Annotated in this window: 14 protein-coding genes; all 14 read right to left on the reverse strand. The window is 36.1% G+C overall.

Annotated elements, in window-relative coordinates; genetic code table 11:
- Window positions 1-54 precede the first annotated feature (54 nt).
- Entirely contained in the window at window positions 55-2,136 is a 2,082-nt protein-coding gene (locus AC3WOM_RS01930; protein ID WP_492444632.1) for an ankyrin repeat domain-containing protein, read from the reverse strand.
- A 13-nt stretch (window positions 2,137-2,149) separates the two neighbouring features.
- The gene (locus AC3WOM_RS01935) at window positions 2,150-2,488 is read right to left on the reverse strand and encodes a hypothetical protein (protein WP_492444634.1); all 339 of its coding nucleotides are present in this window, start codon (window positions 2,486-2,488) and stop codon (window positions 2,150-2,152) included.
- 152 nt (window positions 2,489-2,640) lie between these two features.
- Complete coding sequence (locus AC3WOM_RS01940; protein WP_492444635.1) at window positions 2,641-3,939, reverse strand: DUF4179 domain-containing protein; 1,299 nt, start codon at window positions 3,937-3,939, stop codon at window positions 2,641-2,643.
- Entirely contained in the window at window positions 3,940-4,413 is a 474-nt protein-coding gene (locus AC3WOM_RS01945; RefSeq protein ID WP_492444636.1) for a sigma-70 family RNA polymerase sigma factor, read from the reverse strand.
- Between the two features lie 113 nt (window positions 4,414-4,526).
- Entirely contained in the window at window positions 4,527-5,708 is a 1,182-nt protein-coding gene (locus tag AC3WOM_RS01950; RefSeq protein ID WP_492444638.1) for an iron-containing alcohol dehydrogenase, read from the reverse strand.
- Window positions 5,709-5,725: 17 nt separating this feature from the next.
- Entirely contained in the window at window positions 5,726-6,571 is an 846-nt protein-coding gene (gene ahlS, locus AC3WOM_RS01955) for an AhlS family quorum-quenching N-acyl homoserine lactonase (RefSeq protein ID WP_427542751.1), read from the reverse strand.
- A 21-nt stretch (window positions 6,572-6,592) separates the two neighbouring features.
- The gene (locus AC3WOM_RS01960; protein WP_492444640.1) at window positions 6,593-8,014 is read right to left on the reverse strand and encodes an aldehyde dehydrogenase family protein; all 1,422 of its coding nucleotides are present in this window, start codon (window positions 8,012-8,014) and stop codon (window positions 6,593-6,595) included.
- Between the two features lie 100 nt (window positions 8,015-8,114).
- Window positions 8,115-9,110 carry a LacI family DNA-binding transcriptional regulator gene (locus tag AC3WOM_RS01965; protein ID WP_492444641.1) on the reverse strand — a complete coding sequence of 332 codons (996 nt, stop codon included), beginning with the start codon at window positions 9,108-9,110 and terminating at the stop codon, window positions 8,115-8,117.
- 106 nt (window positions 9,111-9,216) lie between these two features.
- The gene (locus tag AC3WOM_RS01970) at window positions 9,217-10,437 is read right to left on the reverse strand and encodes an RtcB family protein (RefSeq protein WP_492444643.1); all 1,221 of its coding nucleotides are present in this window, start codon (window positions 10,435-10,437) and stop codon (window positions 9,217-9,219) included.
- Between the two features lie 103 nt (window positions 10,438-10,540).
- Window positions 10,541-12,391: a dynamin family protein gene (locus AC3WOM_RS01975; RefSeq protein WP_492444645.1), complete on the reverse strand. Its 1,851-nt coding sequence runs from the start codon at window positions 12,389-12,391 to the stop codon at window positions 10,541-10,543.
- 204 nt (window positions 12,392-12,595) lie between these two features.
- Window positions 12,596-13,477 (reverse strand): ribokinase, encoded by an 882-nt coding sequence (gene rbsK / locus AC3WOM_RS01980; RefSeq protein WP_492444647.1) that lies wholly within the window; start codon window positions 13,475-13,477, stop codon window positions 12,596-12,598.
- 385 nt (window positions 13,478-13,862) lie between these two features.
- The gene (gene leuD, locus AC3WOM_RS01985) at window positions 13,863-14,453 is read right to left on the reverse strand and encodes a 3-isopropylmalate dehydratase small subunit (protein ID WP_492444649.1); all 591 of its coding nucleotides are present in this window, start codon (window positions 14,451-14,453) and stop codon (window positions 13,863-13,865) included.
- 30 nt (window positions 14,454-14,483) lie between these two features.
- A complete protein-coding gene (gene leuC, locus AC3WOM_RS01990; RefSeq protein ID WP_492444650.1) occupies window positions 14,484-15,893 on the reverse strand; it encodes a 3-isopropylmalate dehydratase large subunit in 1,410 nt (469 codons plus the stop codon).
- A gap of 16 nt (window positions 15,894-15,909) precedes the next feature.
- Window positions 15,910-17,010 (reverse strand): 3-isopropylmalate dehydrogenase, encoded by a 1,101-nt coding sequence (leuB, locus tag AC3WOM_RS01995; protein ID WP_427542728.1) that lies wholly within the window; start codon window positions 17,008-17,010, stop codon window positions 15,910-15,912.
- Window positions 17,011-17,183 lie beyond the last annotated feature (173 nt).

The following is a 17,183-nucleotide window of genomic DNA, read 5'->3' on the forward strand; positions in this document are numbered from 1 at the left end:
GAAGAAATTTTTCTCGGAAACTTAGTCGCTTATTTTTGCTAATTAAATAACAGCTCAATTTTTATCGTAATAATAATAAAAATTCCCATCCGCATATGAAAGAAACCCTATCTCTTCATTCGGTTTTAATAGTAATGTTTGTTCAGTACCCTTTAAATAGAAGATAGGGGCTTCTTCATTAACAAATGGTTTTCCTAAATTTTTATACCATTTTTCATTCAGATGTTTAGAATAAAAATCAAACGAAATAGATTCAATTGTATCGTCATCATAAAAGCAATATTCTGTCTCTATCTTTCCTTTCCCCGTACTATCGTTTAAGTAATAATAATTACAGGCTATAGTATTATCAAAATATTTAAAATCCTTTTTATCTGGAGCACCTAATCGATTTACTACATCTTTTCTCGAGGAACCTAAAGCAATCCCATTTACTAAAAATTCATTTTTTTGTTTATCGATCTTAATGATAAATTTACCCCGTTCAAATAATTCCACCAATGATTGGTTATGCTTTTCAGCAATCTCCGCTGCTGACTCCCCATTACTATTTACACTATTTAGATTTACCTTATTTTTAAGTAGCACCTCAACAGTATTTTTATCTCCATTTAATATTGCTAAATATAATGGTGTTTGACCTTGCTTATTAAGTCCATTTAAATCTGTTCCTTTTTTTATTAGCTCAGACAAGAAAGTCAGATTATCTATTTTATGAGTAAGTAAGATATGGATAGCATTATTTCCATTATCATCAACCCCATTGAGGTTCAGTCCTTTATCTATAAATATTTGAACAATATCCTTATTTTGAGTAAGAATAGCCGTTTCATATGTATTTTGACCCGCTGCATTCTTTCTATTAAAATCAAGGTCTAGGTTCAATAATTCCTTTATTAAATCTATATTGTTGAACTGATGTAATAGGGCTACTTGCACTATATTATTTCCCTCATTGTCCACTTCCTGAAGATTTACTTTAATTTCATGAACAAGATAGTCAATCATATCTTTGTTCCCTATTCTTATCGCATAATATAGCACCGTGTGCCCTTGCTCATTTTTTACGTTCATATCAACCCCAAATTGATGAAGCTCTTTTAGTATTTCATATTGTTTATTTATGGCCGCAATATGTGCAAGAGTATCTTTTTCTTTACCAACCTTTATACTTCCTATTTCTTTATTCATTAATGACAAAGCTATTTTTTTATTTGGTAATTTTATAGCTTCACTTACCGAATTTTCACCGTCTTTATTTGTAAAAGTAACATCTGCACCATTTTTAAGTAAAAATTCTATATTCTTTATATCCTCCATTTTAACTGCCTCAATTAAAGAGTTATTCTTATCTTTTAATAAAAGATAATTATCCCATGAAAATGTAAACTTGGTGATAAAGCCATAAACTGCTATACTGATAAGCAATAAAAGGCTTATAAAGATTGAGCAATATTTAGCAACTCTCTTTACCTTTTTCTTATATATTTTATGTTGACGTTCTTTTTCTGCTAGTTCTTCCTTTTTATTATCCTCTATCTGTTTTTCATATAATGTAATATTTTCATTTATTGCTTCATCATTCCTATACATTGAAAGAACACGCTCTTTTTCTCTTTTACATCGTTTACATGTTTTCGTATCCTCCAAGTTAAGACGTCCACATACACATAACCATTTATCATTTACAATTTGTGAATAGTATTTTGCATCATTTCCTTCATGTGTTTTTACATAAGATAATTGCTTGGGGTGATTAATTTCTTTTAGTTCTACATACTCTAGTTCAGTTTCCTTTTTAGTCCATGTAGTTTCATCACTAAATAGTACTTTATGAATAACGATATCAATTTTCCTTGTATTGCGAAAATTATCTAATGAAATTTTTTCACCATTATCAAATAACTTGTTGGGCTTTATAGATTCAGTAAACTGCTGTGTATATTCAAAGCTATTTGATTCCATTCCTACTGGCTCACCAAATTGATCATAACAATAGACGGTAGCATTAAAACCTTTTATACTTTCTTCTGATATATTATTAAATCTAAATGAACAATAAATTTTGCCTGTTTTTTTACTTCTATATAGCTGATACTCAAGCAATTCAACTGGACAATTTATATCAACTAACATTCTATTCCTCCTATTAATTCAACAATTCGAATTCTTCTTCTTGAGGCTTATTAGTAACTTTTGAACTTATTTCTTGAAGTAATGAAATAATTTTAGCTATTGCTAGAAAGAATATTCCTGTTAACACAATTGATATTGTTGATACCAAAGTTGTTGTAAGATGAGTGGTATAACTATCTTTAAAGATAAAATATCTTTCTTCTATAAGATTGTTATCATAATGTTCATTCGCTGCTTTTTCCCAGTACTTCATATTCTCTCTTTCTTCCTTTAAACTTGATATTTGAGATAAACTAAAGATTAAAGCTGTAACAAATAAAATCATACTTGTTATCTGTAGTACCAGTTTCATTAGCACATCCTCCACATATTGAAAAATAAATTATATTATATACTAATTACCCATTATTTACTATATATTTCAGGAACCTTGATTGATTTTGATATAAAAAAGAAACGCTCAAAATGAACGTTTCTCTCTTTCTAAAATATGGAAATACCACTCTATTTCAAGGGAATATCTACTTGTTGCGTTCCCTCTAAATAGAGTTCATCTGTTATAAAATACAGGCGAACTGGATTAGTAACTCCATTTAGGTCTAATATTTCAATTTGTTCAGACAGATAGTCATTATTACTATTTATAACTTCACTTTCTGCGTCTACACCATAATCATTTGCATCTGCTGCATTACCATTAAATCCTTGTATATAACTTGAGGTTGGTATATTTAATGTCACCATTGGTTTCTCTACTTTTACTTGTAAACCTGGAATAGATGGCTTAGATAACACTTTATTCTGATTAAAATCTACTTCAATATAATCCTGTTCTTTTCGTAGTACTAGTACTTTACCAATAGATAAAGTTAGCTTCTCCGGCTCTCTAAAGTAATTACTTTGCATAAAGTATGTTGTTTCTCCAGTAGCTAATCCTGTAGCTACTAAACCTCTACGAATTGAAGACCATTCCTCCCCTTTTTCATCCAAAAGACGTATATCATCAAAATCATAAATACTTTTATCATTATTGGGGTCGAGTGCGATTGTCACACCGGTGCGAATTGGTGAAATCGAGACTGACTTAACCGTAATATTTTGTCCTTCGAAGCTCATTTTCTCATTCAATTCATAGGTTTTTGTTTGCGCAATTTCCCTTTTAAGTGTAAATGGAAACGAAAATTCAGTTTGTTTCTCATCTGCAAATTGAATATATAATTCAAATTGGGCATTTTCATAATTTATTGGTTCAAAGAATGTAACAATCAAATTATCTTCAATTTGAAAAAATTCTACTTCACGATACCTGAAAAAATCTACTTCAGCATTTAATACTTCACCGTTTAAACGAAGCTCTATTTTCTCAGTATCTAAACCTCGAAGATCCATTGGTGCAGAAAATTTATAGGGTAAAATCATTCCTGTTTCATCGGCAATTACCCCCTGTAGTGTAAACGATAAGTCATTTTTGGTTTGAGTTTGCCCTAATTCCTCATAATAGTGATTATCAAGGATATCAGCAACACCTTTATCATACGTAATCATCTGAACAAGTGGTGAAAGCCCTGGAATATTACTAACGACACTAGCAAAAGCTGGTGATAAACAGATAGATCCCACAAAAATTATTAGAAGTGCACAAGTTAGAGCCATGCCTTTCCATATTTGCAGTCGTTTCCGTTTTTCTTTTTGATAGCGACGGACACTTTCCATATGTGCTTCAGCTAATTGATCATGTGGAACATGAATTTGTGCTAATTCTTGGATAAATGTATCATAGTCATACTTTTCTTCCTTCTTCACCTACAACTCCCCTTTCTCCTGAAAATAAAGTTTTAGCTTTTTCAATGCCGAATGCAATCTAGATTTCACAGTACCTTCTGGTATATTTTGAAGGACAGCAATATCTTGATTTCTATAGTCATGAAAATATTTTAGAAAAATTAGCTCCTGTTGCTCCTTAGGTAGTTTGATAATGATATCCGTCATTTCAAAGCGGTCGTGGGTATGTACGTTTTCTCCAATTTCTATATCTTCCTGTAAATGAAGTCGCATACTTTTATTACGCATATCATGACAAACATTCAGTAAAATTCGAACAAGCCAAGTACCAAAATAAGCTGGTTCTTTTAAAGTATGTTTCTTTTTTAAGCTTCGATAAGTAGCTTCTTGTACAGCTTCAATAGCATCATGCTCATTTTTAAAATAGGCAAAAGCCATTCGATACATGGTCTGTTCATATTGTTTAAGTAAATATAAAAAATCCTGTTCATCCATCTTTCTCTCTCCTTTCTATTTATTAGACCGTTGAAATAACAGTATCGTTCATTTTAATGTTATATTTCTTCATAAAAAAGAGAAACGTTAAATCAACGTTTCTCTTATCTTCATTATGATCTATGAGGCTCTCGAACTTCTCCATCAAATGCAGCTCTATAAATAGCATAAATATCTTCTCGTTCTAGTAGCATTGGACTTCGGGCTAAAATTCTTGTTTGCTTTGTTGCATCAGACGTTAATTGTTCCAAGGCTTCTTCTGGTATATTAAATCCCTTTAATGTTGAAGGAATATTAACATCTTGAACGAGTTGTTGTAATGCATCTACACATTTATAGGAAGCTTCTTCTTGTGATAAATAGGCAGATGAGATACCTATTGCATCTAAAATATCTTTCATACGTTTTTCACAGCTTTGACGAATATACCCCATGACATATGGTAAAAGCACTGCGTTGGAATCGCCATGAGCTATATGAAATTGACCGCCCAATGGATAGGCTAGAGCATGGACACCTGCTACTCCAGCATTGAAAAAGGCCAAGCCAGCTAAATAACTACCATAGCTCATATCTGAACGAGCCTGCTTATTTTGTCCGTCCTGCACAGCCGTGCGAATCGAGCCACTGATTAAGCGAATTGCCTGTAATGCAAGGGCATCAGTTACTTCATTTGCATTGATTGAAACATATGCCTCAATTGCATGTGTTAAGGCATCTACGCCTGTTGCAGCTGTTATTTTTGGTGGTAATGAAATCGTTAACTCTGGGTCTACGATAGCAATATCCGCCAATAAGTAGTCATGTGCCACAACGTCTTTTGTTGTTTCGAGCGATAGCACAGAAATATTTGTCACTTCTGAGCCAGTTCCAGATGTAGTGGGTATTAAAATTTTGGGTAATCCTTTTTGTTCTAGTGTTTTTGTGCCTGTTAAATTTAAGTAATCCGCTACTTTTCCATCATGTACTGCTAATACGGCAGCAAGCTTGGCTAAATCTAGAGCACTTCCGCCACCTAAACCGATGACTAAATCAAAGTGATGCTTTCTAGTAAAGTCAACTAGCTTTTCTCCAATAGCAAGTGGTGGCTCTGGGGCAATATCTGTATAAATTGTAGTCGCGTATCCCTTTGAAAGCAAGGGTTGTTGGATTTTATCTGTTAACCCTAATTCTTTTAAAAATGGGTCTGTGACAATTAATATATTGGTAGCTTTAAATCTTTCTACTTCAGGTAGAAGTTGATTTAAGCATCCCCAGCCTGTATAACTTACAGGAGTAAAGGTTAATTTATGCATAAATGATCTACTCCTAACTATTCATAGTGACCTTCCGTCGATTTTCTAAATGATTTAAATTGGACAGGATCATGACCAAACCAAACCTGTGAGTTCGTTTCATTGGCAAGTCGGCGAATTCGTTCAACTGTAGAATTATAGCCAACCGAATCATAAATAATGCCTGGTGGCTTGACAGGTGGACCATAGCTTTCGGCTGTGTAAATGGCATCTGAAGCTAAAATAATACCACCCGTTTCTGGCATATTAATATGCAGACCAAGCATACCCCAGGCATGACCACTGCCAAAATTCAATACTTGAATCCCTTCTGCAAGCTTCACGTTATCCTCACCACGTTTAATGAGGCGCCATTGTAAATTATTTTTAATCCACATATCAATGTCACCCCAAATATAGGCACCTTCTTTTACATTTCTCGCATAGGTTTGAAGTGTACCATTGAACTCATCTTCCTGTACGATAATCGTAGCATTTGTAAACAGCTCTAAGCAGCCTGCATGATCTAAATGTAAATGGGAGGCAACAACATATTTAATATCCTCAGGACGCACATTCAACTCTTCTAATCGATGATGTAAATAGCATTCTTCTGGCATGTTAATAGGAAATGCTTTCTGTGTAAATTCTCCCCAACGCCCCTCAGGTCCCATAGAGTTTGGATTACATGCTGTATCAAATAATATTTTCCCTTCTGGATGATCGATTAAAACTGTATAAACGGGAAATTCTACAAATTCATTTGGCTGGTTTGGATGATCAATCGTTGCTGGGTTATGCATGGCAATCATATAGTTTTTATCCATTCGCATCGTACCATTATCCATTACATACAATTTTGGGTGTTGTTTGATAATCTTCATTTCTTCCATCTCCATTCGTGATTATTGGTTATTCCAAATAACGAGCTTCATTTCTGTCATTTCCTCTATTGCATATTTTATGCCCTCACGACCTGTGCCACTTTCTTTTACGCCACCATATGGCATATGATCTACACGATAAGTTGGCACATCATTGATAAGGACACCCCCTACCTGTAATGCCCTTGAAGCCTTAAAAGCAGTCTCTATCGATGGTGTAAAAATACCTGCCTGTAAGCCATAATGAGAATCATTAACAGCTTCTATTGCCTCCTCTATAGTAGACACTGAATTCACGATCACAACTGGTGCAAAAATTTCTTCACATGACACTCTGCTATGTGAGGATACGTTGGATAACACAGTTGGCAGTAAAACATTATTATCAATATGACCACCAGTTATTATTTTTGCCCCCTCAGCAACCGCTTCTTCAATCCATTGGAGGGCCCGCTGTTGCTCTGATTCTGAAATCATCATGGCTATATCCGTTGTTTGCTCAAGTGGATCGCCAATGATAAGCTGTGCAACTTTAGCACTTAGCTTTTCTAAAAACTCATTCAACATACTATCCATTACATATATTCGCTGCAGTGAGATACATACCTGACCTTGATTTGAAAATGCCCCCATAACAATTCGGTCCATAATCTGATCAAGTTGAACCCCTTCGTCAACAATCACCCCTGCATTTGAGCCTAATTCTAATGTGACCTTTTTTAAACCAGCACGATTTCGTAGTGAAATACCTACAGCAGGGCTTCCCGTAAACGTTATCATTTTTACATTAGGATGTGCTAAAAATACATCCCCTACTAATTTCCCTTGCCCAGTCACTAGATTAAAAGCTCCTGCTGGTAAATTAGTTTGTGCCAATAATTTTGCTAGAAAATGAGCTGATAAAGCTGTTTGAGTAGCTGGCTTTAACACAATCGTATTGCCCGCAGCTAAAGCTGGTCCTACTTTATGAGCTACTAAATTTTGTGGAAAATTAAATGGTGTAATAGCTGCAATAACGCCTATTGGTTCCCGAATCGTATAGGCAAAGCGCCCTTCCCCATTTTTAGAAGCGTCCATCGGAATCATTTCGCCAGATAAGCGTTTTGCTTCCTCTGCTGCAAATTTATAGGTTTCAATCGTCCGATCAATTTCAGCATAGGCATACTTTAATGGTTTTGCTGATTCTAGTGAAATAATACTAGCTGCTTCCTCACGATTTTCCAAAAACAATCTGGATAGATGCTCCAATATTTCTGCTCGTTGGAACGCAGTTAAGGCTGCCATGTCAGTGGCTGCAGCTTGTGCGCTTTCAATGGCATCCTGTACATCCTGTTCAGTTGCCATCGCAAACTGTGCAATTACCTCTTTTGAATAGGGGGCTTGAACCTCCATAAATTCATCTGTCATTTGCCATTGTCCATTCATCCATAAGCCCCTTTTCAAGACTTAATCACTCCTTTCTTTTAATGGTTACGTATTCATTTCAGAATATAAAGAAATGAATACGTAACCATTTCGGTGTAAAAAAACAAACTGACGTATATCAGTTTATTTTCTTACACGTTGTATTTCTTGGGAAAAGTTTAACAGATTCGGTTTGCTGGATGCAAGTATTTTTTTTCTCCATAACCTCAAATAATTTTTCAATTGCCATAAATCCAAGGTTTTTTTCTGACTCTAAGCCTACCGTTGTTAAGGCAATAGAATGATGTTTACTAAGCTCAACATTATCTATACCTATTACGTTAAATTCCTCTGGCACCCTAAAGCCCTGCGCTAAGCATAAATTTAATATTTCAATCGCTATAGCATCTGTCGCTGCACAAATAGCAGTTGGTCGCTTCGGAAGCTGTACAATCTCTTCAAATACTCGTTCAATATCAATTTTATTGGTATTTGTAAAAAAAGACGGCACTGTTTTTGCATCAATTCCGTGATCCTCTAAGGCCTTTTCAAAGCCCTTGTACCTTCCATAAAAAGTACTCATTTCATGGGGACCACCAATCCAGCAAATATCACGATGATCTAAAGATAAAATATGATTTGTTGCGATATATCCTGCTTTTACATTATCGATCTCTACAAAATGCCTATTTTCATGATGCTTGCGATTAAACATGATAAACGGTATGCCCAATTTTTCTAGCTTAAAAAATAAAGTATCTGTATACAGCATTGATGATAAAATAATCGCATCAGCCTTCGTTTCTAAAACGGAATTATAAATCGTGTCTAAGTTATCCTCTGTTCCAAAATAAACATGAACTTTATAGCCTTGAGCATTAACATAGTTAACAATTGCTGTTGTTGTATCTACAAAAAAAGGATTGTGTAAAGGTCCTGAAATCAATGTGATTGTCCCTGTTTTTTGCTGAACAAGTGATCTTGCTATATCATTTGGAATGTAATTTAATTCCTCGATCGCCTTCATTACCTTTTCAATTGTTTTAGGCTTAACTAACTCAGGCGTATTTAATACTCTAGACACAGTTGTTTGAGAAACACCTGCATACTTTGCCACATCTTTTGAAGATACCAAAAAACCACCCATTTCATCTTTGTAAGCCTATTTTATACCATTACAGGGATAATGTTAATAGACAGTCATAGATGTATAATGAGTGATTTAACATCTTGGAAGGTATTTATTTTTTTCGGTCATAAGGCATTGCTGCCTCACTCGCTTTAAAATTATAAACAGGTTTAATAATTTTGATGATATCTACCGTTTCTTCAATGGCAGATGTAATCTCTATCATTGGTTTATAGGCCACAGGAGCCTCATCTAATGTTTCCTCATTTACAGATGTTGTCCATATACCTTGCATTGTTTCTTTAAAATCATCCATATTTAATGCCGCCTTGGCAGCTCTTCTAGAGTACATTCGCCCTGCCCCATGTGGCGCTGAGAAATTCCAATCTTCATTGCCTTTTCCCACACAAATCAACGAGCCGTCTCTCATATTCATAGGAATGACCAATTTTTCTCCTTTATTGGCACGAACTGCTCCTTTTCGCAACGTCATAGTATCGGTATCAATATAGTTGTGAATAGTATCGAAGGTTTCGTTAAAATCCCAGCCCATATGCTGAGCAATTGTTTCAGCAATGATCCATCGATTCATTCGAGCATATTGCTGCGCGATTTTCATATCATGCATATAATCATGGAAATACTCGCCTTCTAAATAAGCTAAGTCTTTGGGAACTAAAGGGTTTTGTTCTTTAAAGGTCTTTATCATTGCTTGAATTTCTTTTTGACGCCCCTGTGATTTCAGCTCCTCAATCTTTACTGTTAAATCTTCTCGACGCAACGTTTCGTAGGCTCTCTTTTGGTGCCAGCTAGCAACTTTGGCGCCAACATATCGGGAGCCAGTATGAATTAGTAAATAATGTACATCATTTCCATCTTTCTCCAATTCTATAAAATGATTTCCCCCTCCAAGTGTGCCTAAGGATAGATTGGTATACTCATCCTTTATACCGCTCGCCCTAAATTGATTTCCTTCAAATTCCACAAATTGGCGTTTAGGTGAAACCTCAGAATGAACGTCCTGCCCACTAGGTACAAAATCTCGGATAATTGCATCTAGCTTGGCAAAATCAATTGCCGACTTATTCAATTCCGCTACAAAAACACCACAGCCGACATCAACACCGACAAGATTTGGGACTACACGATCTTGAAGCTGAATCGTTGTGCCAATCACACACCCCTTACCTGCATGATAATCAGGCATAATCCGTATTTTTGTGCCTGCCATAAATGCCTGATCTGTTAATTCTTGAATTTGATCAATGGCTGATGGCAGTGCCGTTTTAGCATAAATTTTTGCTTCTGTAAAACGTCCGTTAACAGTAATCATAAAAATCCCTCCTCCCTAACTATACGTAAAAATACCATCATTTGTTTCAAATGAATAAAAGTTCTAAAAGTATTGTCAACTTTTAGAACTTTTTTGTAGCATCTTACTCTTCATAATGAATATCTAATTTTTTCGGTATAGCTGGAATATCATTTGATTTTACATCTGTTTCTATTAAGCTTAATGTATAAATTGGATATTTGTCTTGAACATCAAAGGGAATTGCGATACTTTCCATTTTATTATTCATCTGGCTACGTGCAAGAATACCATTATAGGATAAATCAATGCTCATAATATTGTGGATCGTTTCTTTTAGCATTTCAAGGTCTTTTGCTTTAAGTGGCATTTGTCCGTTTAATAAAAATGGCTGAATGTTATCTTTGATATAGCCCTGTGCTTCGATTAAACAAGAAAATTCATTTAATTTATTGGCATATAATTTTAATTGGCGTTTTTCTTTTGAACGTTGTTGATTGAGCTCTTGCACCTTTTTCTCAATACGTAGCAAACGCTTTTTTGTTAAATTCATGAGATAACCTTGGATAGGCTGAATAGCTTGAAGCATTATTGCCTCTGCTTCCTGTACTTTCTCAAACTGTTCAATACAAACAGCCTGCTGCTCATTTAGCTTATTAACCCGTTCCTTGAAAAATTCATTTTGTGTATGCTGACCAAAAATTGCTTTCATCAGCCCTTTCCCATGAATTTTTTTATGCTGTGCATCCAATCGATCATATTCACGTTTATATTCGCTATACATATTGCGATATTCTCGTAACACTTGCTGATAGTGTATAGCCTTTTCTGTAAAGCCTTCTACAATATTGTCCTGCAAATAATCATGTTGAGAAATGGTTTGTAAAAGCTGGTATAATGTCTGAACGTTTTTAAATACATTGGCAACATCTTCATATTCTTGTTCATATTCAGTGACAATCGTTAAATCACGTTGATAGCGAGAAAACTCATATTGAGTATCACCTGCGTATTTTTCAATGTTCTCAACAGCAGATTGGAATGGATCACGTTGAGGAATCACAGTTAATTCAAAGCGGAATCGTTCTAACCATTGCAAAAAGCGAATTAAAATTGCATACGTTTTTTTATCACTATTTTGTGCAACTCGATGAATCTGTGTAATTAAATGCTCATATCGGCTCTTTTGCCATAACTCATCATTATTAGTTTGTTTAGCCATCAATGCATTTGTTGCCGAGATAGGAATAAAATCACTGACTAAATGACCAATTCGTTCCTTTTCCGAAAGAATAAATTCCTCCGTTTCGTCATTTGAATCAATACCATTAATCACACAAAGTGGTTCAACACCTTTATTTTTTAATGTTTCCATTAATAATATTTCTGCATCAATAGCCATAGAACCTGAGCGTAATATCCAAAAAATTTCATCTACTCGGTTAATCAATGATTCAGAGAAATAGGCTCTTTCCCCGCCGCCAGCTTCCAATGACACTGAATCAATAATTGTTACTGACTTTAATAAATCATTTTTTAGAAATACCTCCAAGTAATCTAAATGTTCTCGTAATATTTCCGACGCGAAAGTATCACCAGTTGTCAGTAATTCAAGCTTACTCATATCAAATATTGCCACAACACCATCTAAAAAATAGGCTCTTATTTCTTCATGTTCGCCATATCGCAAAAATGTATTTACACCAGTTGGATGCTGTTCACTCACAGGTAAAACGTGACGCCCTAAAAGCCCGTTCACAAGTGTTGTTTTGCCAACACGCTCTTTCCCCACAATTAGAATCATCGTTTGATTATTAGCATCCTGTATAATTCGATTAAGATGCTTAGCTGTGTCCTTTACATATGTATTCTGTACGATGATGCCATGCAATTGTCGTAAACGATCAACAAGCTGTGGTAAAATATTATTCGCTGAGGCTGTATTTTCGATTGGCAGTTTGTCAATGTTTGTCATCCTCAAAACCTCTTTTCGTATGTATCTATAAATCCATTATAAATGATACGAATCCCTTTCTAATACATAGTACTAAGAAATATTGACAAAAAAGGACAAAATACTCACCAATAGTCGTCATAATTAGTAATTATTTCATGCATATCCAAGTAATAATTACATATATTATTACCAATTTTATTGAAAATATAAATTTCATATCTATTATTCTTCTAATCCAGCCATACGTGCATATACCTCTCCAAGTGTCGGCATGCCTCCTTGAGCACCAAATTTCTCTACGGATAAAGAGGCTGCAATATTAGCAAAATAGAGAGCCTGATCTAATGATTGTCCTTCAACTAATGCATGGGAAAGTGCTCCGTTAAACGTATCACCTGCACCTGTTGTATCTACCGCTTTCGTCATATAACCTGGCACATGAATCGGGTATTCCCCATCAAAATAACGAGCTCCATCACTTCCTAAGGTAACAATCAATTTATTTGGATATTTTTCTAAAATAGCGTCAAAATCATCGCCAAAAATTTCTGCACATTCTGTTTCATTCGGTGTAATATACGTAATATCTTCCATCCATTGGACATCAAAATTAGTTGCTGGTGCGGGATTTAATAGTACAGGTATATGGAATTCCTTGCATAATCTTATAGCATAGTCCACCGTTTCTTTGGGGATTTCGAGCTGTATAATGACCATTTGACTTTGCTGAATGATTTCCTTTGACGCTTCTATCTGTGCAGGCTTTAATTCATAATTAGCACCAGGCACTACAATAATGCGGTTATCGTGATTATAGATTAATATATTTGCAATTCCAGTAGGCACTGCTGTGCTAATAATAGCCTCTGTTTGAATAGACTCTTGCTGTAAAACCTTTTGTAAGGTATCACCAAAGCTATCTGCGCCCACACAGCCGATCATTGTGACCTCACTTCCAAGTCGTGCAGCAGCAATTGCCTGGTTGGCTCCCTTACCTCCTGGTGCAGTTTGAAACACTGAACCTAAAATTGTTTCACCTTGCTTTGGAAAAGTATCCATTTGTACAATCAAATCCATATTTAAACTTCCTATAACTGTAATCATCTTTTTCACTACCTTTCATTGCTTATATTCTATCGAAGAAAATATGACTGGAACAAGGATAAATTAATCATTTGACATAAACGTAACCTGAGCGGTTCTTTCTGGTACCTGAGCGGGTTCCTCTACTACCTGAGCAGTTCTCCTGTTATCTGAGCGGGTTTCTCTACTACCCGAGCAGTTCTTCTTGGTACCTGAGCGGTTTTCTTTACTACCCGAGCAGTTCTTCTACTACCCGAGCAGTTCCTCCTGCTACCTGAGCTATTTTCTCCCCTACCCGAGTATTCAGCATCCGCCATTTAAAGAGAGCTTACAATTTTTTTAAGTACAACAAAAAACTGAAGACAATTATAACCTTGCCTTCAGTCTTAGAAAAAGTATTTATCTATTAAAATGCAATACGTTTTGCTTCGTAAGCAGCGATTTGTTCCTCGTATTTAATCGTTAGAGCAATTTCATCCCAGCCATTAAGTAAAGTTTCTTTATAATAAGAATCGATGTTAAACTTATAAACGTTTCCATCTTCACCCGTTACTGTTTGAGCTTCCAGATTGACTTCCATCGTGTAAGGTTTATTAAGGCCCTTTGCTAAAATTTCATCACATTCTGCTTCTGTTAGCTTAATTGGTAAAATGCCATTTTTAAAGCAATTATTATGGAAAATATCTGCAAATGATGGTGCGATAACAACATTGAAGCCATAATCTAGGATAGCCCATGGAGCATGTTCACGAGAAGAACCACATCCAAAGTTATCTTGTGCTACTAAAATTTTAGAGTTTTTAAATTCAGGTTTATTTAACACAAAATCTGAAATTTCATTACCCTGTGCGTCAAAACGCCAATGGTAAAATAAAAATTCTCCAAAGCCTGTGCGTTCAATTCGTTTTAAAAACTCTTTGGAAATAATTTGATCTGTATCTACGTTTTTACGATCTAGTGGTGTTATGACACTCTTCACGATATTAATTGGTTCCATGTTCAATCATCCCTTCCGTGTAAAACAAACTTACACCGTTTCCTTTACAAATTCACGTACATCCACAAAATGTCCAGCTATAGCTGCGGCTGCTGCCATTGGTGGTGATACAAGATGTGTACGAGAACCCGCTCCCTGGCGCCCTTCAAAGTTACGGTTGGATGTAGATGCACAGCGTTCACCAGCAGGAACGACATCATCATTCATAGCTAAGCACATGGAGCAACCTGATTCACGCCATTCAAAGCCTGCTTCTGTAAAGATTTTATCTAACCCCTCTGCCTCAGCTTGTTTTTTCGTAGAATGGGAGCCTGGCACAACGATTGCTGTGACATTTTCATGCACCATTTGTCCTTGGATGACACTTGCTGCTGCACGTAAATCACTGATACGTGAGTTTGTACAAGAGCCGATAAATACATGTTGGATATCGATGGATGTTAATGGTTGACCTTCTTCTAAGCCCATGTAGGTAAGGGCTTTACTAAGTGCAGCTTTATCTGATTCATCCTCGTAATCCGCTTGTGTTGGAACAGTTCCTGAGACACCTGTACCCATCGAAGGATTTGTTCCCCAAGTAATGATTGGCTCAATCTCCTCTGCTTTAATGATACGAACTGTATCATATGTTGCATCCTCATCAGAAGCAAGGCTTACCCAATAGGCTGCTGCTTCATCAAATTTTTCGCCTTGTGGTGCATATTTACGATCACGAATATAGTCCACAGTAATTTGGTCAGGTGAAATAAGACCAGCCTTTGCACCTGCTTCAATTGACATGTTACAAATCGTCATACGTTCTTCCATTGATAGTTTGTGGATAGCCTCTCCAGTGAATTCCACAATATGTCCAGTACCAACCCCGATACCGAATTTAGCAATAATTGCTAGAATAATATCTTTTGCAGCTACACCTACAGGCAACTCGCCTTCTACACGAATTTCCATTGTTCTTGGTTTGTTTTGCCAAAGTGTTTGTGTTGAAAGTACATGCTCTACCTCAGACGTACCAATACCAAAGGCAATAGCTCCAAAGGCACCATGTGTGGACGTATGGGAATCACCACAAACTATTGTTTTACCAGGCTGTGTTAAGCCTAGTTCTGGTCCAATAACATGAACAATTCCCTGATCAGGATGCCCCATTCCAGCTAGCTCCACACCGAATTCTTCAGCATTTTTAGCCAAAGTTTCTATTTGATTACGCGCAATCGGGTCATTGATTGTCGGTAGATTTTTAGTTGGCACGTTATGATCCATTGTTGCAAAGCTTAAATCTGGACGACGCACCTTACGTCCGTTCATACGTAGACCTTCAAAAGCCTGCGGAGAAGTAACTTCATGAATTAAATGAAGATCAATATATAACAGGTCAGGTTTGCCCTCTTCCTGATAAACAACATGTTTATCCCAAATCTTTTCAATTATATTTTTGCCCATTGTCTTCACCTATTTCTTAAATGTATGTTGTCATAATGCTTTCTGAAACAAAGCTAGTATCAATCTCGTTAATTACTTTATCTGTCCATTCATTTGTAGATAGAATACGGTCACCATCACGAGCAAGATCTGCTGTGAAATAACCATCATCAAATACTGCACTGACTGCACGTTCAATTTCTGCAGCTTCTTCTTTTAAGCCAAATGAATATTGCAACATCATCGCAACAGAAAGAATAGTTGCTGCTGGATTTGCTACACCTTGGCCGGCAATTTCTGGTGCTGAGCCATGTACTGGTTCATATAGACCGAAATTATCGCCACGAATGGATGCCGATGGTAATACTCCTAAAGAACCTGTAATAACAGATGCTTCATCACTTAAAATATCACCAAACATATTTTCAGTAACGACCACATCATAGTGGCCTGGATTTGTAATTAATTTCATCGCCACCGAATCGACTAAATTGTGCTCAACCTGTACGTCTGGATACTCTTTTTTCTTCGCTTCGACTACTTCTCGCCACAGTCGACTAGTTTCAAGCACATTTGCTTTATCGACAGAACATAATTTGCCTCCACGTAAGCGTGCTAATTCAAAGGCATTTTCAACAATTCGTTCAACCTCAGCAGTTGAATAAACAGTTGTATCAATTGCGCCATTTTCAGTACGCATACGTGGTTCCCCGAAGTATACGCCACCTGTTAATTCACGTACAATCATTAAATCGACGTTTTCGGCAACTTCACGCTTTAATGGTGAAGCATCAAGTAAACTCGGGAACGCCTTTACTGGACGTAGATTTGCAAATAAATCAAAATGCTTGCGAATACGCAATAAACCTTTTTCTGGACGTAATTCAGGTGGATTATTATCCCATTTTGGACCACCTACAGCCCCAAGTAAAATAGCATCACTGTTTTCACACATTTCAATTGTCTCATCTGGTAGTGGATTATTGTGTTGGTCGATGGCAGCGCCTCCGATTGTTGCATAACCTAAATGGAATTTATGGTTGAAACGTTTTCCAATTACTTGCAATACACGTACAGCAGAAGCAACAACCTCTGGCCCAATTCCGTCACCAGGAAGTACTGTAATCTTTTTCTCCATCGTCAAAACACCTTTCTTTGTATAGCGTAGATACACTATTTTAGTAAAGACTCTCACCTACATGTATAGATGAGAGCCATCAAATTACACCATGGCATAATTGCCTTTTGTTTGTGAATGTTACGAAGTCCATTCACTATTACTGATCTGTGACATTCACCAGAGGCTTAATG

It is taken from the genome of Lysinibacillus sp. FW301-JW8 (assembly GCF_058788755.1).

Coding starts and splice junctions, on each gene's coding strand:
- AC3WOM_RS01930 (WP_492444632.1), bottom strand. CDS start 2,136: ATGTTAGTTGATATAAATTGTCCAGTTGAATTGCTTGAGTATCAGCTA.
- AC3WOM_RS01935 (WP_492444634.1), bottom strand. CDS start 2,488: ATGAAACTGGTACTACAGATAACAAGTATGATTTTATTTGTTACAGCT.
- AC3WOM_RS01945 (WP_492444636.1), bottom strand. CDS start 4,413: ATGGATGAACAGGATTTTTTATATTTACTTAAACAATATGAACAGACC.
- AC3WOM_RS01950 (WP_492444638.1), bottom strand. CDS start 5,708: ATGCATAAATTAACCTTTACTCCTGTAAGTTATACAGGCTGGGGATGC.
- ahlS (WP_427542751.1), bottom strand. CDS start 6,571: ATGAAGATTATCAAACAACACCCAAAATTGTATGTAATGGATAATGGT.
- AC3WOM_RS01970 (WP_492444643.1), bottom strand. CDS start 10,437: ATGATTACTGTTAACGGACGTTTTACAGAAGCAAAAATTTATGCTAAA.
- AC3WOM_RS01975 (WP_492444645.1), bottom strand. CDS start 12,391: ATGACAAACATTGACAAACTGCCAATCGAAAATACAGCCTCAGCGAAT.
- rbsK (WP_492444647.1), bottom strand. CDS start 13,477: ATGATTACAGTTATAGGAAGTTTAAATATGGATTTGATTGTACAAATG.
- leuD (WP_492444649.1), bottom strand. CDS start 14,453: ATGGAACCAATTAATATCGTGAAGAGTGTCATAACACCACTAGATCGT.
- leuC (WP_492444650.1), bottom strand. CDS start 15,893: ATGGGCAAAAATATAATTGAAAAGATTTGGGATAAACATGTTGTTTAT.
- leuB (WP_427542728.1), bottom strand. CDS start 17,010: ATGGAGAAAAAGATTACAGTACTTCCTGGTGACGGAATTGGGCCAGAG.